Raw genomic sequence first — 23872 nt, forward strand, 5'->3', positions numbered from 1 at the left:
GCGTGTAGCGTGGGTGACACTGCGCTCAGTCCTCGCCGGTGTTGAGGAACTGTTCCCGCTCCAACCCGTGTCGCTGCATTTTATCGTAGAGCGTTTTGCGACTGATCCCCAGCGCCTCATAGGTCGCCTTGACGTTGCCACCCTGCCCCGTCAGCTCGGCGGCAATGGCGGCACGCTCGAATTTCTCGATCCGGTCGGGCAGGTTTTTTGCCAGCCGTGGCGTGTCCGAGGTCAACACATCCAGCCCCAAAACAAACCGGTCCGCCGCATTGCGCAGCTCACGCACATTACCGGGCCAATCGCGGGCGGCCATCAGGGTAAACAGCTCACCATTGATAGGCGCGGGCGTGCGCCGGTGACGCAGCGCCGATTGATTGACCAAATGCTGGAACAGCCGCGGCACATCCTCCATCCGTGCGGATAGCGGCGGCATTTCCACCGTGACCACGGCCAAGCGGTAATACAGGTCGGCCCGAAATTCGCCCCCATCAACCCGCGCCGACAGGTTCGCCTTGCTCGCCGCGACAAAGCGGACATCCAGCGGCACCGCCTCGTTTGACCCGATACGCTCAATGCTGCGCTCCTCGATCACGCGCAACAGCTTGGCCTGCAATGCAACGGGCAGCGCGTCAATCTCATCCAGAAAAACGGTGCCGCCCCGTGCATGCTCAAACCGGCCATAGCGGGCCCGGTGCGCACCGGCAAAGGCACCAGCCTCATGCCCGAACAGCTCACTTTCGATCAGGGTTTCGGGCAAGGCGGCCATGTTGATCGCTACAAAGGGCTTCTCCGACCGATCGCTCAACCGATGGACGGCGCGCGCCGCCAGCTCCTTGCCCGATCCGGTTTCACCCAGCAGCAACACATCCGCGCCACTGCCCGCAATGGTCCGCAATCGCTGGCGCAGGCTGGTCATCACCGGCGCGCGCCCGACCAAGTTACTCTCCAACCAATCACGCGATTCCAGCTCGGATCGCAGCACACGGTTCTCCAACGCCAAGCGCCGCACGCCCAGCGCGCGCGCCACCGCATCGGCCAGCCGGTCCGTCTCAAATGGTTTCTCGATGAAATCAAAGGCACCAGCATGCAGCGCACTGACCGCCAAGGGCACATCCCCGTGGCCGGTAATCAGAATGACCGGCAGCTCCGCATCCCGTTCGCGTATCGCATCCAGAAAGGCCAAGCCGTCCATGCGCGGCATCCGAATGTCACTGATGATGCAGCCCTCGAAATCCTCACTGATGACCTCCAAGGCGCGCATCGCGTTGGGCAACGCCAAAACGTCATAGCCCTTCAGCTCCAGACTCTGCGCGATCGCCTCGCGCACATCGGCTTCATCATCGACCAGTATCACACGCTCGCTCATGCCGGTCCCCTTATACCGCGATTTTGAAAGCCCATCATTCCACCGCCACCTGCTCATCGGTCGAGGCAAGCCGGATACAGAACCGCGCCCCACCCTGATCGGATACACCCACACGAATGCGCCCGCCGAAATCACGAATGATATTGTAACTGATCGACAGCCCCAAACCCACACCACGCCCGACTTCCTTGGTCGTGAAAAACGGGTCAAAGATCGACTCGCGCAATTCCTCGGGCACACCGGGGCCATTATCGCTGACGGTAATGTTGACCCCGTTCTCATCCTCACGAATGTCGATATCAATTGCGGGGTTTAGCGTGTCCTCCGTCGCGTCCAAGGCATTGCCGATCAGGTTCATCAAAACATGTTGCAACCGAATGGCCCCCGCCCGCACGGTCAACCCATTGCGCAATCCGGTGATGCGCGGCTTTACCCCCGCACGGGTCAAACGGGCGGCCATCAGGCCCAGCGCCTCGTCAAATACATCCGTCAGGGCAACGTCCTGCATTCCCTCCGCCGGCTTACGGGCAAAGTTGGACAGCCGCCGCGACAATTGCGCCATGCGGGCGGTCAAACGCATGATCCGCTCCAGATTTTCGCGCGCGCGGTCCTCACGCCCCTGCTCCACAAAAGCGGTGGCGTTTTCAGCGTAGGAGCGGATGGCAGTCAGCGGCTGGTTGAACTCATGGCTCAACGCCGTGGACATTTGCCCCAGCACGGCCAGCTTTCCCGCCTGTACCAGATCGTTTTGCGTCTGGCGCAGCTCCGCCTCGGCCGCGCTGCGATCACGCACCTCGCGGGCCAAGGATTGGTTGGCCGCTGACAAATCCGCGGTGCGCATCGCAACCTTACGCTCCAACAACCGGCCCTCACGCTCACCCGCCAGCAACCGGTCGTGCAGCAAGCGGCCCCGCGCCCCGACCAGCAATCCGGCCAAGGCAATGACCGTGGCGATCAGACCACTCAACGCGACAACGACATAAGCCTTTGTGTGGGCCTGCGCGCTGGCCGCCAGCAGATGCAGCATCCAACCCTCGGTCGCGACGGGCCGGACCAGATGCACAAATTCCTGCTCCTTGCGGTCCGAGCGATCAGCCCGCCCGCGCACCAGCTCAAATTCCCCCTCGGACAGGTCAGTCGTCAGCCCCGCCACCGGCACAACCAACCCGTCGCGCGACGATCCAATCTGGGTCAGGCGCAAATCGGGATGCCCTGACAGCACTACCAACCCGCGCGCATCGGTGACGAACACCTCATCAGGGCTAAGGCGCAGCTCGTCCTCCATATCCCCGACATTCGCGGTCACAACGACAACACCGGCAACCTCACTGCCCCGCCAAACAGGAAAGCTGAAATGGTATCCGCGCAAACGGGTCCGGGCGTCCACCTCGAACCAGCGCCCCAATCGCCCCTGCATCGCCTCGAAATGATGGGGACGATGGCCCATATTACGCCCCGCGCGCGTATCCCCGCTAGAGCTCGCCAAAACCCGCCCATCAATGCCCAGCAGATAGCTTTCCTCGGCACCGGTGGAATAGGTCCAGCTCTCCAGCAAGATATTCAGGCGATCGCGCAGCGCCCCATCATCGGGCGCATCCAATGCGGCCAGCAGCGCAGGATGCCGCGAATAAACCGAAGGCAAGGCGCGAAACCGCCCCAACCAACCGGCCAGGTTTTCGCGCTGCAACTCGATCGAGGCCCCCGCCTCCTCAGCCAACTGGTTCAGGTAATACCGCTCCGCCGTGACAAACACGCCCCCCATGACCATGACGGCGGCCAGAACGACCCCCGCAACCGGCCCTAGCAACGATGTCGCGCGCAATTTCATAACGTGACCCTATCGCGACGCGATAGCCGCGTCACCTACCGGTCCAGTTGCGCACCAACCACAGGGAATAGCGCCGTTCGCTATCCGCATGATCCGCCACAGCACGTTCGCCCAGATCAATCCGCTCGGCAAATTCAGCGGCCAATGCGGCGCCATCATCCGGCCAGAACGCAACCAAAACGCCGTAATCGTCCAGCGCCAGCGGCCCCTGCATTTGACGCAGCGGCAGCGGCTGATCCCACACGGACAGGCCGATTACAGGCATCTCAGCCAAACCACCCTGCCATGCGCAGGGCAGCAGGGGCGCACGCTGTGCGGCAATCATGGCCGATGCGCCCTCCTCCTCCAATGTCAGCAGAATATCCTCGCAAAACGCCGCATCCGCACGGCGCGCTGCATGGGGGTCCGTCACCGCAGGCAATCCCGCGCCATATCCCGCATATAGCAGCGACACGACCATCAGCGCCCATCCGGTAAAGGCCCCGATACCGCTCAACGCGATCAAGGCAGGCCCGCGTAGCGTGCTATCCGCCTGACGCAGGGCCAGCGGCGCGATCAGCACCGCCATCAACATAGGATCGCCCCGCTCCAGCAACGCCAACAGCAGCGCCAGTGCGATGACGCTCCAAATCCACACCGCCAACGCATCGGTGGCCCCGCGCAACCCGCTCAACAAAAACGGACCCAGCGCAATGGCGGCCAAGGCGATTTCCCACCACGCAACCGATCCACGATCCGCGATAAGCCCCAGCAACGGCGCGCCACCAGTGGCCGCACACCAAATGCCAAAGGGCAGCATCATCAACGCCATCGTGCCCAGCGACAGAACCGGCCCACGCCACGCCGTACCCCGCCAGTACAGCAACCCGAACAGCGCAACCATGGGCGCGATCAGCAGCGGCTCGGCATATAGGAGTAACGCACCGGACAGACCCAACCATAGCCACGGCGCCAACGGGGCGACCTTCTCACGCTTGGGGCGCGGCGCGGCGGCACGTTCCAGCAGCAAAGCAAACGGCGCGGCGGCGGCCAGCAAAACACCGGTGCTCAACCCTGACAGGATCAGCCACCAGAACAGCGGCGCGCTCAACCCAGCGATCAACGCGACATGACTGCGCAGGCCCAGACAGCCCAGCAGAACCCCCGCCATGACCAAGGCCGAAATCCGCAGCGACGCCATAGCATCCCCACCTATGAACAGCGCAACCCGCATCAGCCAACTGCCCAGCGGCGGCGCGTCCAACGGCAGGATCGGCCCGCCCAGCGCACGACGCCATTCCGCCGCCTCGCCCAAGGAAAGCGGAACTGCAGGCAACAACCCGCCAATGGTGATGAAAATAACCAGCAACGCGCCCAACATAGGCGCGAGCCAGACCGGCGGCGGTGCAATCCGCTTACGACGTGCCATGCTTCGCGATCAGATCAGGCGACGCGGCGCAGACCGGCCGCAGCCCGCCCGAACGCCTCGAATAATGGTCGCGAAACGGGGTCCTGCCCTGCCTCATATTCAGGGTGCCACTGCACGCCCACGGCAAATCCGGGTGCGCCTTCGATATAAATCGCCTCGGCCGTTCCATCAGGGGCGCGGCCATCCACGACAACCCGTGCGCCTGCATCCTCAATCCCCTGCCCGTGCAGAGTGTTGGTAAACACCTCCGCTGCACCGAACAGCCGCGCAAAGGGACCATCCGCGTTCAGCGTGACCCAGTGACGTTTCTCGAACTTCTCCTCCACCGTGCCATCGGGGGGCATCCGGTGGTTCAGCCGACCCGGAATGTCGCGAATTTCAGGATGCAGGGTTGAGCCAAAGGCAACCGCCAGCTCCTGAAAGCCACGGCACAGACCCAGAACCGGAATGCCACGGGCCACAGATTCACGGATCAACGGCAGGGCCAGCCCGTCACGCGCGCGATCAAATGTGCCATGCGCCTCGGTTTCGGGGTGGCCATATTCATCAGGATGCACATTGGCCCGTGCACCCGGAAAAACGAAGCCACTACATACTTGCAGCGCATCCTGAACACTGACCATCGACGGGTCGGCGGGCAGCATCATCGGGATCGCGTCGCAAACCTCGGCCACGGCGGCAATGTTCATCGCGCCGACGCCCTGCACCTCGTACTGATCGTTAATCAAATGGCTATTGCCGAGAATTCCGATAACCGGACGAGACATGGGCGCTCCTGCATTGGGCCTGCACTGGATTGGATGCGCCGCAGCATAGCCGCCCGACCCAAGCGCGTCGAGATGCGGATCGCGAAACATTGCGTCCTATAATCGCCCAAAATCTGCCAGCCACATAGCAGCCGGAAAGCAGCCGCTTTCCAGCCTGCTATTTTGGCCTCAAACCTCAGTCATTGGCGATGCGCGCCGTGACCTCGATCTCGATCTTCATACGCGGATCATACAGCCCCGCCATGAACATCGTGGCCGCCGGCCGAACATCGCCCAGCCAGCTGGACAAGACCGGAAAGCACGGCTCGAAATCATCACGGTTCGGCACGATATAGGTGACGCGAACAATGTCAGAAATCGACGCTCCAACAGCCCGCAGCGCGCTGTCAATATTGCGGAACGTCTGATCCGCCTGCTGCGCGGGATCGTCCGAAATGGTCATATCCGCGTAGTTGAAACCGGTGGTGCCGGACACATGAACCCAACGGCCATCGCGCACCGCGCGGCTATAGCCGATAGTATCCTCAAATGCCGAACCTTGCGAAAATAGCTGCCGTGTCACTGTAACACTCCATGAAAAAGGGCTCCCGATGGGAACCCTTTGACTATTTCCTAAGCTATTGCCAGCCCGAAATAATTACGGCTGCGCATCAAAGCCTGCTGCCTCGATTCCGGCAACACCTGCAACCTGATCGTTGTCGGATGTATCGCCGGTCACGCCGATCGCGCCGATCACTTCGCCCTTGCGACCCATGACCAGAATGCCACCGGGAACCGGCACAACCTTACCGTCATACACGCCGTTTACCGCCGCCATGAAATACGCCTGCTGTTCCGCCCGCGCCATCTGCGCTTGACCGCCCATGCCCAGCATGACCGCGCCGAATGCCTTACCACGCGCGATGTCGAAACGACCGGGGGCCGCGCCGTCCTCACGCTCGAACGCCTTAACATGGCCACCCGCGTCCAGAACCACAACGGAGAGCGGTTTCAGCTCCATCTCGCGCCCCTTGGCGAGTGTTTTAGCGATAATTGTCCGTGCCTTACGGTGTGAAATCTCGTTCATGGTTTTCCTCGAATGTTGGCCGGAGGCAGGTTTAAGGTGCCTCCGGCGGGGATATTTTAAGAATGCGATGCGTTTACAGGGACGCCTTCAGCTCCAAGCGGCGACGGTGCAAAACCGGCTCGGTATAGCCGGAGGGTTGCGAGGTGCCCTCATAGATCAGCTCCTGCGCGGCCTTGTACGCGATGGTGTCAAAACTCGGCGCCATCGGGATATAGGCCGGATCGCCTGCATTCTGGCCGTCCACCTTGGCCGCCATACGTTGCAGGACTTCCTCGACCTGTTCCCGTGTGACCACGCCGTGGTGCAACCAGTTGGCCATGTGTTGCGAGGAAATACGGCAGGTCGCGCGATCCTCCATCAGGCCAACATCGTTGATATCGGGCACTTTCGAGCAGCCGACACCCTGATCCACCCAGCGCACAACATAGCCGAGGATACCCTGCGCATTGTTTTCCAGCTCTGCCCGCACATCCGCATCGGACCAATTCTGGCCCTCTGCCACCGGATAGGTCAGCAGATCCTGCAACGTGCCGCGCGCGCCACCGGCGGCAATTTCGTCCTGACGGTCCAGCACGTTCAGCTTGTGGTAATGCGTGGCGTGCAGGGTCGCGGCGGTAGGTGATGGCACCCACGCACAGGTCGCACCTGCCTTCAGATGGCCGATTTTCTGCTCCAGCATGTCCTGCATCAGGTCAGGCATGGCCCACATGCCTTTACCTATCTGGGCCTTACCCTTTAGCCCGCAGGCCAGACCGATATCGACATTGCGATCCTCGTAGGAGGTAATCCATGGCGTCGTTTTGATGTCGCCCTTGCGCATCATCGGACCTGCCTCCATCGAGGTGTGCATCTCATCACCGGTCCGGTCGAGGAAGCCGGTATTGATGAAGGCCACACGGTTTTTAGCCGCGCGGATACATTCCATCAGGTTGACCGAGGTGCGACGCTCCTCATCCATGATTCCCAGCTTGACGGTATTTTGCGGTAGGCCCAACGCCTTCTCAACAAACGAGAAAATCTCGTCGGCAAAAGCAACTTCCTCTGGCCCGTGCATTTTCGGCTTCACCACATAGACGGAGCCATGCAGCGAGTTTCCGCCCTCGCGCTGCAAATCATGCATGGCGCAAAGTGTCGTAACCATGGCGTCCAGCAGACCCTCGCCTGCCTCCAGCCCGTCACGGTCCAGCACGGCAGGGTTGGTCATCAGGTGGCCAACATTGCGCACCAGCATCAGCGAGCGACCCTTCAGCGTCACCTCACCCGTCAATGTCTGATAGCTGCGGTCCGCGTTCATCTGACGGGTGAAGGTTTTACCGCCCTTGGAGACCTCCTCCTTCAGGTCGCCCTTCATCAGGCCCAGCCAGTTGCCCCATGCCAGAACCTTGTCCTCGGCATCAACGGCGGCGACAGAATCCTCACAATCCATGATGGTCGAGATTGCGGATTCCATCAGAATATCCGACACGCCAGCGCTGTCCGCAGCACCGATATCGCTGTCACGGTTTACCTGAATTTCGATGTGCAGGTTGTTATTGCCCAGCAAAATCGCGGATGGAGCCGCCTGCTCACCACGCCATCCGACGAACTGCGCCGCGTCGCGCAGGGCAACAGCACCGCCAGCGGTCTGCGCCGACAATCCCTCCGCCGTGACCGTGTAGCTGGTGACATCCGCATGGGAACCTGTCGCCAGCGGGGCCACATCATCCATAAACGTCTTGGCCCATGCGATCACACGCGCACCGCGTGCCGCGTCATAACTCTTACCCGTTGGCAAGTCGCCCATAGCATCCGTGCCGTAGAGCGCGTCATACAGGCTGCCCCAACGGGCATTCACCGCGTTCAGCGCATAGCGCGCATTCATAACCGGCACGACCAATTGCGGGCCGGGGGTGCTGGCGATCTCGGCATCTACGTTTTGGGTTTCAACGGCAAAGGGCGCGCCCTCTGGCACCAGATAGCCGATTTCGCGCAGGAATGCGGTATAGGCTGCTGCATCATGCGCCTGCCCGCGATGGTCGCGGTGCCAGCTATCAATCTTGTCCTGCATGTCCTGCCGCACGGCCAGTAATGCGCGGTTGCGCGGGCCCATTGTGTGGATCAGGTCGGACAGACCCTTCCAGAAGCTTGCCTCATCCACGCCGGTGCCTGGTAGGGCCTGCGTGCTGATGAAGTCCTTCATTTCCTGCGCAACGTGCAGGCCATCAATCTCAATCCGTGCGGTCATGATCTTCTCCCAAGCTACCTTTTCACCTGAGATAACGCAGTTCGCGACCAACACAACATAAATGGGACGCGATTTCACTGTGCGGAAATCTCCGCTCCTTGCACTTAACCCACGTCCCCCTCAGGATGCGCAAAATTCATGAAGGGACGCATTATGAGCCAGCCATCCGTTATCCGGCTTGAGGATTACACACCGTTTTCGCACCCCGTGAAATCCGTCCACCTGACATTCCGTTTGCACCCGACAGCCACCACCGTGCGGGCCGAGATTGCGTTTGACGGCGGCACTGGTGATCTGCGCCTAGACGGGGCCGCGCTGAAACTGCTTAGCGCGACGATAAACGGCACCCCAGTGACGCCGGTGTTGGACGAGGATGGCCTGACCGTTCCCGCCGCCGCCTTGCCCGATGGCCCGTTCACATGGGTTACCGAAACGCAGATCGACCCCGACGGCAACTCCACACTAGAGGGGCTGTACCACCGCCGCGATCTATTCATCACCCAATGCGAAGCCGAGGGCTTTCGCCGCATCACCTACTTCCCTGACCGCCCCGATGTGATGGCTGTCTACACCGTGCGGATCGAGGGGGATCACCCCGTCCTACTGTCCAATGGCGACCTGACGGCACAGGGCGATGGCTGGGCCGAATGGCACGATCCGTGGCCAAAACCCTGCTATCTGTTCGCGCTGGTCGCCGGTGATCTGCAATGTGTCGAGGACAACTTTACCACTATGTCGGGCCGCGATGTTGCCCTGAAAATCTGGGTCCGCGACGGCGACCAAAACCGCTGTGCCTATGCGATGGACAGCCTGATCCGATCCATGAAATGGGACGAGGAAAAATACGGTCGCGAATATGACCTGGACCTGTTTCAGATCGTCGCCGTCGATGATTTCAACGCTGGCGCGATGGAGAACAAGGGCCTCAACATCTTCAACTCCAAATACGTGCTGGCCAGTGCGGAAACCGCGACGGATGCCGACTTTGATGGCGTCGAGAGCGTGATTGCTCACGAATATTTCCACAACTGGACCGGCAACCGGATCACCTGCCGCGACTGGTTCCAACTGTCGCTAAAGGAAGGATTGACCGTTTTCCGCGATCAGTGCTTCAGCGCCGATATGCGCTCTGCACCGGTCAAGCGGATCGATGACGTGCTGCGCCTGCGCGCCGGTCAATTCCGCGAGGATGCAGGCCCCCTCGCCCATCCGGTGCGCCCTGAAAGCTATGTGGAGATTAACAACTTCTACACCGCCACCGTGTACGAAAAAGGTGCGGAGCTGATCCGCATGCTGCGCGAAATCGTCGGGCCGGATGGGTATGATGCCGCGCTGGCGCTGTATTTCGAGCGTCATGACGGTCAGGCCTGCACGATTAAACATTGGCTATCCGTGTTCACCGATGCGACGGGGCATGATTTCACCCAGTTCCGCCGCTGGTATCAGCAGGCAGGCACCCCGCGCGTCACAGTTGAGGATCGGTTCGAGGGGGGCGAGACGATCCTGACCTTCCGCCAGAACACGCCCCCGACACCGGGTCAGCCGGATAAACTGCCCGTGCCGATCCCGATCCGCTGGGGCTTGCTGGATGATAGCGGCGAGGTCGCAAACGGCACCCTGATCCTGACCGAGGCCGAGCAGGAATTGCGTGTCAAAACCGCGGCCCGCACGGTGCCGTCGGTGCTGCGCAGCTTCTCCGCGCCGGTGATCCTAGAACAGCAGGGACAGGCCGGTGATGCGGCCGTGCGCCTTGCCCATGACACCGATGCGTTCAACCGCTGGGAGGCAGGCCGCACCCTCGCGCTGGACGTGCTGGCCGGTGATGGCGATCCGGCCCCGTGGCTGGACGGCGTGCAGGCGGTGCTGGCCGATGACACGCTGGATGCTGCCTTTCGCGCGCTGGTCCTCAGCCTGCCCACGCAGGAGGGGATCGCGCAGCAAATGGCGCAGCGTGGGCAAGTCGTTGACCCCGATCTGGTTTACGTCCGCCACCAATCGCTGGAGGAGGCGCTGACCTCGCGCCTTGGCCCTGATGCGATGCGGATTTCCAACACGATCCGGCCTACGGGCGACTACTCCCCCGATGGCGATGCACCGGGGCAGCGTACCTTGGCCAATCGGTTGCTCTCGCTCGCTGCACGCCGCGATACGGGACTGGCGCGGGATGCATTGAACGCCGCGACCAACATGACCGACCGGCTTGCCGCACTTGCGCCGCTGGTCCGTGCCGGTCAGGCGAAACAGGAACTGGCCGCGTTCCACGCCGAATGGTCCGGCACCGATCTGGTGATCGACAAGTGGTTCGCCATGCAGACCGGACTGGCCCCTGCGGATCAAGCGCTGGACGTGGCCAAGCGACTCCAGAACCACGATGATTTCACGTGGAAGGTGCCGAACCGCTTCCGCTCCTTGGTCGGTGGTTTGATCGGCAACACCGCCGCGTTCCATCGTGCGGACGGGGCCAGCTATGTCTGGCTGGCAGATTGGCTGATCCAGATCGACAAGCTGAACCCGATGCTTGCCGCCCGCATGTCCGCCGCGTTCGAGACGTGGCGCCGTTACGATCAGGACCGACAGACCCTGATCCTCGATCAATTGGAACGCATCGCCAGCACCGATGGCGTAAGCCGCGATATGGGCGAGATGGTCGGGCGCATGCGCGCCCAATCCTGAAACAGAAACGGCGGCAGGGTCCCCTGCCGCCGCTCCAAATCTGCCAGCCATAAAGCAGCCGCATAGCAGCCACTTCGCAGCCTGTAAAAATCAGCCGACAAAGGCCTTTTCCAGCACGAAATCTGCGGGCGAAGAATTGGAGCCCTCCTTGAAACCGGCCTCCTCCAAAATCTCCTTCACGTCCAGATTCAGGCCCATCGAGCCACAAATCATTACGCGATCCTCGGCAGGGTTCAGCGGCCCCGTGCCAAGCGCCTGATACAACTCACCCGAGCGCATCAAATCGGTAATTCGCCCTTTGTTTACAAACTCTTCCTGCGTGGCAGTAGGGTAGTAATGTAGCTTGGCCGCGACTTCCTCACCCACCAGTGGATCCTCGGGCAGATGCTCAACCAGTTCCTGACCATAGGCCAGCTCCTCAACCGTGCGGCAGGTATGGGTCAGGATAACCTGTTCATAACGCTCGTAAATATCGGGATCACGGATCAGGGACGCAAATGGCGCCAGACCAGTACCTGTTGCCAGCAGCCACAGACGTTTACCCGGCAACAGCGCATCGGTGACCAGCGTTCCGACAGGCTTGGGCCGTACAATCACTTGATCCCCAACGGATATTTTCTGCAACTTCGAGGTCAACGGCCCGTCAGGCACCTTGATCGAGTAGAATTCCAGCGTCTCATCCCATGATGGCGAGGCGATGGAATAGGCGCGCAATAGCGGCTTGCCGTCATCCTTTAGCAAACCGATCATCACAAACTCACCCGACCGGAATCGCAGCGATGCAGGGCGGGTTACGCGAAACGAAAAAAGCGTATCGCTCCAGTGTTTTACCTCGGTTACGGTCTGCGCATCAGGCATGACTTTGACGGCTTGTTGAATGGTCATCTGGGGAAATCCTTACGCGGAACGGCGGAATTTGGACTGGTAGCGCTGGGTTTGAACCGGCTTCCACTGTGGTTCGGGCTGACGTGCGGCTAGGGTGTCGTCGATCTCAACCTCGTCGAAGCCCGATCCGCGTGCCTTACGATATTGTTCAGCGATTACATGACCCTGCGCCCGCAAAGTGCCCTTGTACCCCAGATCGCGCAGACGCGATGCGATGGAGAACCCACGTCCATCGGCGCTGGACGGGAACGGAATACGGATCACCGCCGCGTCCTTGACCGTGTCAAAGATCGCGACAACATCGGCGTCGTTCGGCACATCCACACCCTGCCCCGGCAATTGCTCACCCGGAGCTGCGAAACCGGCATTGAAGCCATCGGGGCCAAAGCCCGCATCGGTTACAATCACGCTCATGCTACTGTCTCCTTGAGCGGTCCACGCACCATCTTTCCGTCGATGAAGTGGATACCGCATTCCTCTTTTTCCGCGCCGCGCCAACGTCCTGCGCGGGGGTCTTCGCCCTCGGCCACCTTGGACGTGCATGGGGCGCAACCGATGGACGGATAGCCCTGCGCGACCAGCGGATGCCGGGGCAGTTTGTTGTTCCAGATATAGTCCTGCACATCCGACGGATCCCAATGGGCCAGCGGATTGATCTTGATCCGGCGGTCGCCTTCAGCCTCAAAAAACTGCAAGGCGGCGCGGGTGCCCGACTGGAACCGTTTGCGTCCTGTGATCCACGCGTCATAGGGGGTCAACGCGGCCTCCAGCGGGATGGTTTTGCGCAGGGCACAGCACGCATCGGTATCACGTTGATTCAACGTGCCATCAGGGTCCTGCGCGGCCAATTGTGTGCGACTGGCCCGAATGATCTGCACATTGGTCATGCCCAGCTTTTCCGCCACATCCACCTGATATTGCAGAGTTTCGGGGAACAGCATCTCCGTATCGATGAACAATACGGGGATGTCTGGCCGTACAATCGCGGCCAGATGCAGCAGCACGACGCTTTCCGCCCCAAAGGACGAAACCAGCGCCACACGGCCTGTTTCCCTAGCGTTCAGCGCCTCGCGCAGAACGGCGCCTGCGGCATGATGCCGGAAACGGTCGTTCAGCGCGCTGACACGTTCAGCAACGGTGGCGAAATCCTGCTCAGGCCGCATTAGCCTTCTCCGTTTTCTCTGGATAGAGCGCCGCCTTGAACGGGCCCATTCCGACACGTCGATATGCTTCGAGGAAGGTTTCCTCGTCACTGCTGCGCAGGTCCAGATAGGCCACGATCAAACGCTCGACCGCGGGCACAATCTCATCATAGGCAAAGCCGGGGCCCGCCCGCTCACCAATGGTTGCGGTTTCGGTGCCGTCACCGCCCAGCGTGATCTGGTAGTTTTCCACGCCGGCGCGATCCAGACCCAGAATGCCGATATGACCGACATGGTGGTGACCACAGGCGTTGATGCAGCCCGAGATCTTGATCTTGAGTGGACCGATATCGCGCTGCGCATCCAGATCGGAAAACGCCGTCGAAATCTGCTGTGCAACCGGGATCGAGCGAGCTGTCGCCAGCGCACAGTAATCCATGCCCGGGCATGCGATGATATCCGAAACCAGACCCACATTCGCCGTCGCCAAACCAACCGCCGCCAGCGCGCGGTAAATCGCGGGCAAATCGCCACGATGCACATGGGGCAGAATCACGTTCTGCTCATGGCTGATGCGCAGCTCGTTATGGCCGAATTCCTCAGCCATATCTGCCATGACGCGCATCTGTTCGGATGTCGCATCGCCCGGCGTTTCGCCGATCCCCTTGAGCGAGATCGTGACAATCGCGTAGTCAGGGTTCTTGTGCGCGGTGGTGTTCGTATCGATAAAGCTGCGCAGCGGGCCGTCAAATACGGGTGCGATGTCGGCTTGCTTATATGCGGGCTGTTGGAAACCGCTCTCGATATGGTCGATCAGGTCCTGCGGCACGACAAAATCGTCGCGGATGCGGTCGAAAACCTCACCCACGCGGGCCTGCATCGTCTCCAGCGACTCCTCGTGAACGAGGATTTTGATGCGGGCTTTATACTTGTTATCGCGGCGACCGTGCAGGTTATAGACCTGCATCACAGCCTCAAGGTAGGGCAGCAGGTCCGCCTTGGGCAGGTAATCGCACAGGACTTTGCCGACCATTGGTGTACGGCCCAGACCACCGCCAACGATGACCTCGTAGCCCGGCTCACCGGCCGCGTTACGCACCATGCGCAGGCCGATATCATGGGCCTTTACCACGGCACGATCGTTGGGCGAGCCGGTGACGGCTACCTTGAATTTGCGCGGTAGGAACTGGAATTCGGGGTGATCGGTGGACCACTGGCGCACCAGTTCTGCTGTTGGGCGCGGGTCCTCGATCTCATCCGCGGCGGCACCGGCGAAGTGGTCCGCCGTCACGTTGCGGATCGTATTGCCCGAGGTCTGGATCGCATGCATGCCCACATCAGCCAAGGCTTGCAGCATGTCCGGCACATCCATCAGCGCAGGCCAGTTATACTGGATGTTCTGGCGCGTGGTGAAGTGGCCGTAGCCCTTGTCCCACTTATCCGCAATATCGGCGAGCGTCCGCATCTGGCCGCCATTCAGCGTGCCATAGGGGATCGCCACGCGCAGCATATAGGCGTGCAATTGCAGGTACAGGCCGTTCATAAGGCGCAGCGGCTTGAACTCGTCCTCGGTCATGGAACCGTCCAGACGGCGAGCGACCTGCCCACGGAATTCCTGCACGCGGCCATTGACGAAATCACGGTCAAAATCGGTGTAATCGTACATGGTTCAGACCCCTGCTTCGGCTTGCTTGCCGTGGTTGTAGTTCGATGGTCCGCGGGTGCGGAATTCCTCGCGGAAGTGGACGGGGCCGGGCGTGCCGCTGACGTCCAGCGTTGCCTCCGCCAGATATGGCCCGACGATGGTCAGTTGTTGCGCGTTGGCCTGTGCCAGCAGCTCGTCCGCCTCCTCCTGAGTGCGGGCGACCAGCGCGTCGGCGTGATCGCGTGCCCATGTGCCAGTTGCGGTCAGGTAGATAACGTCGCCCAGCAACAGATCATTTGCGGTCACGACTTTGGGCTTAAAGACTTTGGCCATCTTATGCCTCCACTGTTTGAAGTTCGGGGGCCGAAAGGGCCGGAAGCACGGCTTCTGCCGCGCGGGGTGTCAGGCCCAGCATCAGGATCACGGGGCCGTTCACGGCCTCACGCGCCAGCATGTCGGGCAAATCGATCAGGGTTGTGGGCAGCACGCGCTGATCGGCGCGGCTGACATTTTCGATCGCGGTGATCGGCGTATCCTCGGGCGCGCCATGCATCATCAGGCGACCGCGCAGGAAGGTGCTGGCCTTGCGCCCCATATAGATCGCGGCAGTTGCGCCATCGCGTGCCAGATCGCGCCAGTCCTGTTCGGCAAAGCCATCGACATCGTGGCCGGTGACAATGCGGAAGGATTTGTTGCGCCCGCGCTTGGTCAGGCTTTGCCCCAGCGACGCCGCAGCGGCCGATGCAGTGGTGATGCCCGGAACGATTTCCCATGACACGCCATGGGCGACCAGCGCCTCGATCTCCTCATCCAGACGGGCGAAAATCGCAACATCGCCGCCCTTGAGCCGCGCAACCTTGTGCCCCTCGGCCGCTTTGGCCACGATGACGGCGTTGATGTCTTCCTGCTTCCACGAGGGACCAAAGCCGGTTTTGCCGACCTCGATGATTTCCGCCTCACGACGGGCCAGCTCCAGAATACCCGCGCCGACCAAGCGGTCAGCAACCACGACATCTGCCTCATGCAACAGGCGGCGGGCCTTCATGGTCAGCAATTCGGGGTCGCCGGGGCCCGCGCCGATCAGGGCAACATGGCCCGCATCAACATCAGCGTTCAGCGTTTCGGCCAGCAGATCGTCCAGAACCTCACGCGCGGCGTCTGGCCCTTGGGCCAAGGCACGGGGGCCGCGCTCAAAGTAGAATTTCGACCAGAACCCGCGACGAATGCGGCCCATGGGCAGCGCATCCGCAACGGGGCGGAATGCCTGACCGATGCGGGCCAGTGTGCCCAGATTGGTGGGCAGCATTTCCTCAACCCGCCGCTTGATATCACGCGCCAGAACAGGAGCCGCGCCCTCCGTCCCGATGGCGATGGTCACGGGATCGCGGTCCACAATTGCAGGGGTGATGAACTGGCTGTCCTCAAGGTTATCAACGATATTGGTCAGCGCGCCTGCCTGCCGTCCGATGGCGGCGGCGCGGGAATCCTCAACAGCGTCCTCATTCGCGCCATAAACTAGCGCGGCGCAAACGGCATCGCCCTGCTCAATCGAGCGTTCGATCAGGGTCAAGCGGCCCTCGGCGGCCAGCTCAACCAGTTTGGGGTGTGGATCGATGCCGTAAACGGCAATATTGGCATCCGATTTCAGGATCAGCCGCAGCTTGGCCAGCGCGCATTCACCAGCACCCGATACGATCACTCGGCGACCCTCAAGGTTGAGGAAGATTGGGAAATGGCGCATTGCGTTCTCCTGCTTCACGGTTCAGCTACAGATGGCACCTTAGAACATAATTCCTAGATTCATGGTATATACGGCTAGAAATAAGAACTTTGATCCACTACACCGCACTAGTCGGAACGTTTCGACCGCGATTTGGGGAATTAGCAGAATGAACATCCGCATGGACGATATAGACCGGAAAATCCTTGTTGAGTTGCAGGAGGATTCCTCACGCTCACTGGATGAAATCGCCCGTCGGGTGGGGGCGTCCAAGACCCCCGTCTGGAACAGAATCCGCAAAATGCGTGAGGCTGGAATCATCAAGGGGCAGACCACGTTGCTCGACCCTGAAAAGCTGGGATTGGAGGCGTGTTTCTTTGTTTTGATCCGCACCAGCGAACATGATGCAGGTTGGTTGGAGCGGTTCCTGAACGCCGTGCAAAACCGCCCCGAGGTGATGGAGGCGCATCGTCTGGCCGGTGATATTGACTATATTCTAAAGGTCCGCGTCGCCAGTGCGCGCGCCTATGATGATTTCTACCGCGCGCTGATCCGCGAGGTTTCCGTCTATAACGTGACCTCCACCCTCTCGATGGAGGAGATCAAGAACACCACCGCGCTGCCTATCCCTGAACCGGAATAATCAGGTGAATTTCCGGTACAGCTTGGTCTGATCGAACATATCCTCAAGCGTTTCCATGCGGCCCCGCGTGGTTTGCCAGTTCACGTCCTGCACGGCGGAGATCACAGTCTCAACCAGCAACAATGTCGTCGCCATGGAATCCCATGCTGACGGCACGACGATGCGGTTCGAGAAGCAGATATCCGCGACGCTATGGATGGGTGAGCGCCACTGGTCGGTGAACAGGATAATCTTCGCGCCCTTTTCATGGGCCATCTCGGCCAGCTTTAGCGTGTTATTCTCGTATCGGCGCATATCGAAGATGACGAAAACGTCGCCCTCCTGCGCATCCAGCAGGTAATGAGGCCATGCGTTTGAGGTGGATTGAATATGCGTCACGCCGCGCCGCACCACTTGCATATGCAGGAACAGGTATTCCGCGATGGTATGCGTCACCCTGCCGCCGACGATAAACAGGGGTCGCTTGGTATCGCCGATCAGGGCACAGGCCGCGTCGAACAGGGCCGGTTCCACCTGCGCCAAGGTCAGGCGAATATTGTCGATCACCGCCTCGGTAAAGCTGTTGAGGACATGACCCGACGGCGCGCCCTCGGCCCATGTGTCGTGTTTGGCAATCGGGCTTTGCACCTTGGCGCGCAGCTCCTCACGCAGTTCCGCCTGAAAATCGGGATAGCCCTTGAACCCCAGCTTTAACACCATGCGCGCCACGGTCGGTGCTGAAACCTGCGCATCACGGGCAAGCGCGGAAAGCGGGCCAAGGCCACTGGCCGGATAATTTTCCAAGATCGAATGCGCCAATTGCCGCTCCGCACGGGTCAGCGTGTCCAGTTGTGACTGAATACGCTCGGCTATCGTCATTTCGGTCTTCGTCACGGCTGGCCCCGGATTTGATGTTTTTTGTTACAGGCAGGCGACGGATGTTCGATCCGTTACAATATTGTGTTGACATATGGTCGCTAGCGCAAGAGCGTTGTGCCTGTTGGAACCGCAAACGCAGATGGGACACACATGTCAGAACAGGTTGTTCAGATCACAAACCCCAATGGCGATTCGCCAGCTCTGTTGGTTTGCGAGCATGCATCGCGCCACATTCCCGACGATCTGAACGGGCTGGGTCTGACCGCGCAGGATGCGATCAGCCATGCGGCATGGGACCCCGGTGCATTGGCCGTGGCGACGCACCTGTCGCAGATGCTGAACGCGCAACTGGTGGCCAGCGGCATCTCGCGGCTTGCCTATGATTGCAACCGCCCGCCCAGTGCGCCCGATGCAGTGCCCAGCCGCAGTGAGCGGATCGAAGTGCCCGGCAATGTAACCCTAAGCGCCACGGACAAGGCCGATCGCGTCTCCCGCTTTTACGAGCCATTCCGCGCCGCGCTTGCCCAAACCGTTGCCGCGCATCCCGCGCCGATGATCGTGACGATCCACAGTTTCACTCCTGTTTATCATGGAAAGCAGCGGGACGTGGAAATCGGCATTTTGCACGATAGCGATACACGCCTAGCCGATGCGATGATGGCGAACCACGCGGATTACACCACCCTGAATATCCAGCGTAACGCGCCCTACGGTCCAGAGGACGGGGTGACGCATACCTTGATTGAGCATGCGGTAAAGTCGGGCCACCCCAATGTCATGATCGAGATCCGCAACGATCTGATCGCCACGCCCGAGGCACAGGCCGAAATCGCCGATATGCTGGGCCGGTGGCTGAACGCCAGCATCGCGGAGACCACAAAATGAAGATTTTGCGTGGCTTTATCACCGCCATTGACGGCGTGAATTATTACACGGGGCGCGTCGTTATGTATGGCATCTTCGTGCTGATGGCGATCCTGCTATGGTCCTCAATTTCCAAGACATTCTTCCTGCCCTCGCTATGGACACTGGAAATGGCGCAATTCGTCATGGTGGCCTATTACGTGCTGGGCGGGCCATATTCGATCCAGCTCGGCTCTAATGTGCGGATGGACCTGCTATATGGCGAATGGTCCCTGCGCAAAAAGGCGTGGGTGGACCTGATTACAGTCCTATTCCTGCTCTTCTACCTCGGCGTGTTGATGTGGGGGGCGCTTAGCTCCACCGCTTATTCGCTGGGGTTCTGGGGCAGCAATCCGCTGGAGTTTTTCGGGGGTCTGCTGACCGGCGATCAACAGATCGGGCGGATGGAACGCTCTCCTACCGCATGGCGTCCGTACATGTGGCCAATCAAGGCAGTCATGGTGATCGGCATTTTCCTAATGCTGCTGCAATGCCTGTCAGAACTTTTCAAAGACGTGCTTCGACTGCGCGGTGAGGCGATCTGATGCCATACGAGATGATTGCCACACTTATGTTCGCATCGATGATGCTGATGTTGCTAACCGGACAGCGTGTGTTCGGGGCCATCGGCTTCGTCGCAGTGGTTGCTGCCTTGCTCCTGTGGGGGGATCGGGGTGGCTATGATCTGGGCTTTGCTGCGGCGATGAAGCTGATGAAATGGTATCCGCTGCTAACGCTGCCGATGTTCATTTTCATGGGCTACGTGCTGTCGGAATCCAAGATCGCGGACGATCTGTACAAGATGTTCCATGTCTGGATGGGCGGGCTGCGAGGGGGACTCGCGATCGGGACCATCGGTTTGATGGTCCTGATCTCCGCTATGAACGGGTTGAGCGTTGCAGGCATGGCCATCGGGTCAACCATCGCCTTGCCCGAGCTACTGAAACGTGGCTATGACAAACGCATGGTGACGGGCGTGGTGCAGGCCGGATCGTCGCTGGGTATTCTGGTGCCGCCCTCGGTGGTGCTGGTGCTATACGCGATGATTGCGCGTCAACCTGTGGGGCAATTGTGGCTGGCGGGCGTTGTTCCGGGCCTGATGATGGCAGCGATGTTCATCGCCTATATCGTGATCCGCTGCCGGATTAACCCCGCACTCGGCCCGATATTGTCCGAGGAGGAGCGCAACATCCCGCGTGCGGAAAAGATGCGCCTGCTGCGGGCGGGCCTGCTGCCGGTGGGTATTTTCGCGGTGATGATGATCCCGTTTGTGAACGGCTGGACCTCGCTGGTTGAAAGCTCTGCCATTGGCGCGATTGCGGCGTTCCTCGCTGCTGTGCTCAAGGGCCGGATGAACCGTGAAGTGTTTGAGAACTCGGTCCGCAACACGCTGGGCATCACCTGCATGTTCATGTGGATCATCCTTGCGGCGCTGGCATTTGGTGCGGTGTTTGACGGGCTGGGCGCGGTGAAGGCGATCGAGACGCTGTTCACCGAAAAACTGGGCCTGAACCCGTGGGTTATCCTGATCCTGATGCAGCTCAGCTTTATCCTGATGGGTACGTTTCTGGACGATACGGCGATGCTGGTTATCGTGGCGCCGCTCTACGTGCCATTGGTGGGTGAGTTGGGCTTTGACCTGATCTGGTACGGCATCCTGTACACGATCACGACGCAGATCGCGTATATGACACCGCCCTTCGGCTATAACCTGTTCCTGATGCGTGCGATGGCCCCGCCGGAGATTACCCTGCGCGACATCTATTCCTCGATCACGCCATTCGTTCTGGTGATGATTGGCGCATTGATCATGGTCATGACGTTCCCCGGCATTGCCACATGGCTGCCGCAGGTCGTCTACGGAAATTAATCACAAGAGCGGGTCCAGCCCGCCAAATCCCCCAACCAAGGAGAGATAATATGACTTCAAGACGTAAGTTTATCCAAGGCGCCGCCGCAGCCCCCGTTGCTGCCGCTGCTCTCGCCACCCCCGCTCTGGCCCAAGGCACGATCCGCTGGCGGATGCAGACCTATGCAGGCGCGGCACTGGCCGAGCATGTAATCACCCCCGCCGTTGAGATGTTCAACAAGATCGCCGGCGACCGTATGCAGATCGAACTGTTCTACGCCGATCAGCTGGTCCCGACGGGTGAGCTGTTTCAGGCGATGCAGCGCGGCACGATTGACGCGGTGCAGTCGGATGATGACTCGATGGCGTCCCCGACCGATGTGACCGTGTTCGGCGGCTACTTCCCTTTCGCGTCGCGCTACTCGCTGGACGTGCCTGTGCTGTTCAACCAGTACGGCCTGAACGAGATCTGGGACGAGCAGTATTCCGCGGTGGGTGTTAAGCACATCTCCGCCGGTGCGTGGGATCCATGCCACTTCGCGACCAAGGACCCGATCCGCTCGCTGTCCGATCTGGAAGGCAAGCGTATCTTTACCTTCCCGACGGCTGGCCGCTTCATGTCCAAATTCGGCGTGATCCCTGTGTCCCTGCCATGGGAGGACATCGAGGTCGCAATGCAGACAGGCGAGCTGGACGGCATCGCATGGTCCGGCATCACCGAGGATTACACCGTTGGTTGGGCTGACGTGACCAACTACTTCCTGACCAACAACATCTCCGGCGCGTGGGCTGGTTCCTTCTTTGCCAATATGGAGCGTTGGAACGAACTGCCCGAGGATCTACAGGCGCTGTTCCGCGTTTGCTGTGACCAGTCGCACTACTACCGTCAGTGGTGGTACTGGGGTGGTGAGGCTGACCTGCGCGTCAACGGACCAAAGCTGGAGCTGACCACGATTCCGGACGAGGAGTGGGCAACTGTTGAGGGCGCCGCCCTTGAGTTCTGGGAGGAGATCGCAGCCGAAAGCGAGACCAAGCGTCGCGTTGTCGAAATCTTCAAGCAGTACAATGCCGATATGGTCAAGGCTGGACGCCCCTACCGTTACGGCTGATATAATGCGGGGCGGCCATAGCGCCGCCCCCATTACCCCGGAGAGTCGCATGTCTGAATACGCCGATCTAAAACGTGAGAACGCGAAAATCCTGCGCAAGCTTGCCAAGGAACTGGATCTGGACCAGCCGCGCGAAGTTGAATTTGCAGCCGCTTTTCCAACCCGCGATCAGGCGCAAAAGGCCGCTGACTATCTAAACCGCCGCGCCCATTCCCGCGCCATTCGGGCAAAGGTGATTGGCGCAGGCGATGATTTCGATTGCGTCCTGACCGTACGCATGGTGCCAACCGTGCATGACATTACCGATATCGAGAGCGTTCTGGCCGAGGCCACCGACCGCTTCGATGGATACGAGACCGCCTGGGATTTTCCGGGCTAACCCCCTGAAATCCCAGTCCCTGACAACAGAGTGTACCCGACATGCCCACCCCCCTGACATTTGACGCGCTAAAGGCGCAGGTCGCTGACGGCTCCATCGACACGGTTCTGGCCTGTCTTGTGGACATGCAGGGACGCCTGATGGGCAAACGGTTCCACGCGCAGACCTTTGTGGACAGCGCGTTTGAGGAAACGCATTGCTGCAACTACCTGCTGGCCACCGATCTGGAAATGGCAACGCCTGACGGCTTTGCCGCCACGAACTGGGCGTCGGGCTATGGCGACTACATTATGAAGCCCGACCTGACCACCATCCGCCCCGTGCCTTGGCTGGAGGGAACGGCAATGGTGCTGTGCGACGTGCTGGATCACAACACTCACGCGCCCGTCCCCCATTCCCCCCGCGCCATGCTAAAGGCACAAATCGCCAAGCTGGACGCGATGGGCCTGAACGCTGTCATGGCGACGGAACTGGAGTTTTTCCTGTTCGCCAAGAGCTTCGATGAAATCCGTCGTGGTGGATACCGCGATATGGAACCGATCAGCGCCTATAACGAGGATTACCATATCCTTCAGACCACCAAGGAGGAGGGCGTGATGCGCCCGATCCGCAACCACCTCTATGCTGCTGGTATCCCGATCGAGGGGTCCAAGGGCGAGGCGGAGGCCGGTCAGGAGGAGCTGAACATCCGCTACGCGGCAGCACTGGATTGCGCCGATCACCACTCCATCGCGAAACACGCGATCAAGGAAATCGCGTGGTCCAAGGGGCACGCAGTGACCTTCCTGCCGAAATGGGATGCGAACAAGGTTGGGTCCTCCAGCCATGTACATCAATCCCTGTGGAAGGACGGAAATTCCGTTTTCTTTGAACCAGATGCCGATCTGGGCATGTCCGATCTGATGCGCCACTATATGGCCGGTCTGATCGCCTATGCGCCGGAATACACCTATTTCCTGGCCCCCTATGTCAACAGCTACAAACGCTTTGCCAAGGGCACGTTCGCGCCGACAAAATCGGTCTGGTCCATCGACAACCGCACCGCCGGTTTCCGCCTATGCGCGGCGGGGTCCAAGGGCGTGCGCGTCGAATGCCGCATCGGTGGATCGGACATGAACCCCTATCTGGCACAGGCCGTTATGCTGGCCGCCGGCATCAAGGGGATCGAGGAAAAGCTGGAGCTGGCCGCCCCAACCGCTGGCGACGTGTATCAGGACAGCAAGGCGCAGGACATTCCGCAAACCCTGCGCGCCGCGACGGAAACGTTGCGCGGCTCTAAATTCCTGCGCGACGCCCTAGGCGACGGCGTAGTTGAGCATTACCTGCGCGCCGCTGAATGGGAGCAGGAAGAATTTGACCGTGTCGTAACCGATTGGGAAATCGCGCGCGGTTTTGAAAGGGCATAAA

Annotated in this window: 22 protein-coding genes; 8 read left to right on the plus strand and 14 right to left on the minus strand. The window is 60.4% G+C overall.

The genetic code is table 11. The features are described 5' to 3' along the window. Positions 1-25: 25 nt before the first annotated feature. The 7 genes from CR254_RS00360 to CR254_RS00390 all read right to left on the minus strand — a co-directional run bounded on the left by CR254_RS00360 (position 26) and on the right by CR254_RS00390 (position 8659). Positions 26-1366, minus strand: coding sequence for a sigma-54-dependent transcriptional regulator (locus CR254_RS00360; RefSeq protein WP_097927831.1), 1341 nt, complete (start codon positions 1364-1366; stop codon positions 26-28). A gap of 34 nt (positions 1367-1400) precedes the next feature. Then, positions 1401-3194, minus strand: coding sequence for a sensor histidine kinase (locus CR254_RS00365; RefSeq protein ID WP_097927832.1), 1794 nt, complete (start codon positions 3192-3194; stop codon positions 1401-1403). 31 nt (positions 3195-3225) lie between these two features. Beyond that, positions 3226-4602 carry a hypothetical protein gene (locus tag CR254_RS00370; protein ID WP_097927833.1) on the minus strand — a complete coding sequence of 459 codons (1377 nt, stop codon included), beginning with the start codon at positions 4600-4602 and terminating at the stop codon, positions 3226-3228. Between the two features lie 14 nt (positions 4603-4616). Beyond that, the gene (locus tag CR254_RS00375) at positions 4617-5369 is read right to left on the minus strand and encodes a gamma-glutamyl-gamma-aminobutyrate hydrolase family protein (protein ID WP_097927834.1); all 753 of its coding nucleotides are present in this window, start codon (positions 5367-5369) and stop codon (positions 4617-4619) included. 175 nt (positions 5370-5544) lie between these two features. Next, complete coding sequence (locus CR254_RS00380; RefSeq protein WP_097927835.1) at positions 5545-5931, minus strand: RidA family protein; 387 nt, start codon at positions 5929-5931, stop codon at positions 5545-5547. 75 nt (positions 5932-6006) lie between these two features. Beyond that, positions 6007-6435: a GlcG/HbpS family heme-binding protein gene (locus tag CR254_RS00385; protein WP_097927836.1), complete on the minus strand. Its 429-nt coding sequence runs from the start codon at positions 6433-6435 to the stop codon at positions 6007-6009. 73 nt (positions 6436-6508) lie between these two features. Then, complete coding sequence (locus CR254_RS00390) at positions 6509-8659, minus strand: malate synthase G (RefSeq protein WP_097928842.1); 2151 nt, start codon at positions 8657-8659, stop codon at positions 6509-6511. Positions 8660-8812: 153 nt separating this feature from the next. Between CR254_RS00390 and pepN the strand changes: the two genes are divergently transcribed. Further along, positions 8813-11332 (plus strand): aminopeptidase N, encoded by a 2520-nt coding sequence (gene pepN / locus CR254_RS00395; RefSeq protein WP_180955890.1) that lies wholly within the window; start codon positions 8813-8815, stop codon positions 11330-11332. 90 nt (positions 11333-11422) lie between these two features. Here the strand turns inward: pepN and CR254_RS00400 are convergent, their stop codons facing one another. Genes CR254_RS00400 through cysG form a run of 6 tightly spaced genes read right to left on the minus strand, consistent with a single transcriptional unit; the run spans position 11423 to position 16745 of the window. Next, on the minus strand, positions 11423-12217 hold the full coding sequence (locus CR254_RS00400) for a ferredoxin--NADP reductase (RefSeq protein WP_097927838.1): 795 nt from the start codon (positions 12215-12217) through the stop codon (positions 11423-11425). Positions 12218-12229: 12 nt separating this feature from the next. Continuing rightward, positions 12230-12631, minus strand: coding sequence for a DUF934 domain-containing protein (locus CR254_RS00405; protein WP_097927839.1), 402 nt, complete (start codon positions 12629-12631; stop codon positions 12230-12232). Further along, positions 12628-13380 (minus strand): phosphoadenylyl-sulfate reductase, encoded by a 753-nt coding sequence (locus tag CR254_RS00410; protein ID WP_097927840.1) that lies wholly within the window; start codon positions 13378-13380, stop codon positions 12628-12630. The genes CR254_RS00405 and CR254_RS00410 overlap by 4 nt, the downstream gene beginning before the upstream one ends. Beyond that, positions 13370-15025: a nitrite/sulfite reductase gene (locus tag CR254_RS00415; RefSeq protein ID WP_097927841.1), complete on the minus strand. Its 1656-nt coding sequence runs from the start codon at positions 15023-15025 to the stop codon at positions 13370-13372. The genes CR254_RS00410 and CR254_RS00415 overlap by 11 nt, the downstream gene beginning before the upstream one ends. Before the next feature lie 3 nt (positions 15026-15028). Next, entirely contained in the window at positions 15029-15337 is a 309-nt protein-coding gene (locus CR254_RS00420; RefSeq protein ID WP_097927842.1) for a DUF2849 domain-containing protein, read from the minus strand. A 1-nt stretch (position 15338) separates the two neighbouring features. Beyond that, positions 15339-16745 carry a siroheme synthase CysG gene (gene cysG / locus CR254_RS00425; protein WP_097927843.1) on the minus strand — a complete coding sequence of 469 codons (1407 nt, stop codon included), beginning with the start codon at positions 16743-16745 and terminating at the stop codon, positions 15339-15341. A gap of 148 nt (positions 16746-16893) precedes the next feature. On the opposite strand from cysG, the gene CR254_RS00430 reads away from it, so the two are divergent. Beyond that, positions 16894-17367 (plus strand): Lrp/AsnC family transcriptional regulator, encoded by a 474-nt coding sequence (locus CR254_RS00430; RefSeq protein ID WP_097927844.1) that lies wholly within the window; start codon positions 16894-16896, stop codon positions 17365-17367. Here the strand turns inward: CR254_RS00430 and CR254_RS00435 are convergent, their stop codons facing one another. Continuing rightward, positions 17368-18225: a MurR/RpiR family transcriptional regulator gene (locus CR254_RS00435; RefSeq protein WP_097928843.1), complete on the minus strand. Its 858-nt coding sequence runs from the start codon at positions 18223-18225 to the stop codon at positions 17368-17370. Positions 18226-18375: 150 nt separating this feature from the next. On the opposite strand from CR254_RS00435, the gene CR254_RS00440 reads away from it, so the two are divergent. Genes CR254_RS00440 through CR254_RS00465 form a run of 6 tightly spaced genes read left to right on the plus strand, consistent with a single transcriptional unit; the run spans position 18376 to position 23871 of the window. Further along, a complete protein-coding gene (locus CR254_RS00440) occupies positions 18376-19110 on the plus strand; it encodes an N-formylglutamate amidohydrolase (RefSeq protein WP_097927845.1) in 735 nt (244 codons plus the stop codon). Continuing rightward, on the plus strand, positions 19107-19673 hold the full coding sequence (locus CR254_RS00445) for a TRAP transporter small permease subunit (RefSeq protein ID WP_097927846.1): 567 nt from the start codon (positions 19107-19109) through the stop codon (positions 19671-19673). The genes CR254_RS00440 and CR254_RS00445 overlap by 4 nt, the downstream gene beginning before the upstream one ends. Beyond that, the gene (locus CR254_RS00450) at positions 19673-20998 is read left to right on the plus strand and encodes a TRAP transporter large permease (RefSeq protein ID WP_097927847.1); all 1326 of its coding nucleotides are present in this window, start codon (positions 19673-19675) and stop codon (positions 20996-20998) included. Before CR254_RS00445 ends, CR254_RS00450 begins: the two co-directional genes overlap by 1 nt. Before the next feature lie 50 nt (positions 20999-21048). Further along, positions 21049-22086, plus strand: coding sequence for a TRAP transporter substrate-binding protein (locus CR254_RS00455; protein ID WP_097927848.1), 1038 nt, complete (start codon positions 21049-21051; stop codon positions 22084-22086). 49 nt (positions 22087-22135) lie between these two features. Then, on the plus strand, positions 22136-22465 hold the full coding sequence (locus CR254_RS00460; protein ID WP_180955840.1) for a ribonuclease E inhibitor RraB: 330 nt from the start codon (positions 22136-22138) through the stop codon (positions 22463-22465). Positions 22466-22506: 41 nt separating this feature from the next. Beyond that, positions 22507-23871, plus strand: coding sequence for a glutamine synthetase family protein (locus CR254_RS00465; protein WP_097927850.1), 1365 nt, complete (start codon positions 22507-22509; stop codon positions 23869-23871). Position 23872: the final 1 nt, after the last annotated feature.

The sequence above is a fragment of the Pontivivens marinum genome, from assembly GCF_900231835.1.
In the GTDB taxonomy this organism is placed as follows: domain Bacteria; phylum Pseudomonadota; class Alphaproteobacteria; order Rhodobacterales; family Rhodobacteraceae; genus Pontivivens; species Pontivivens marinum.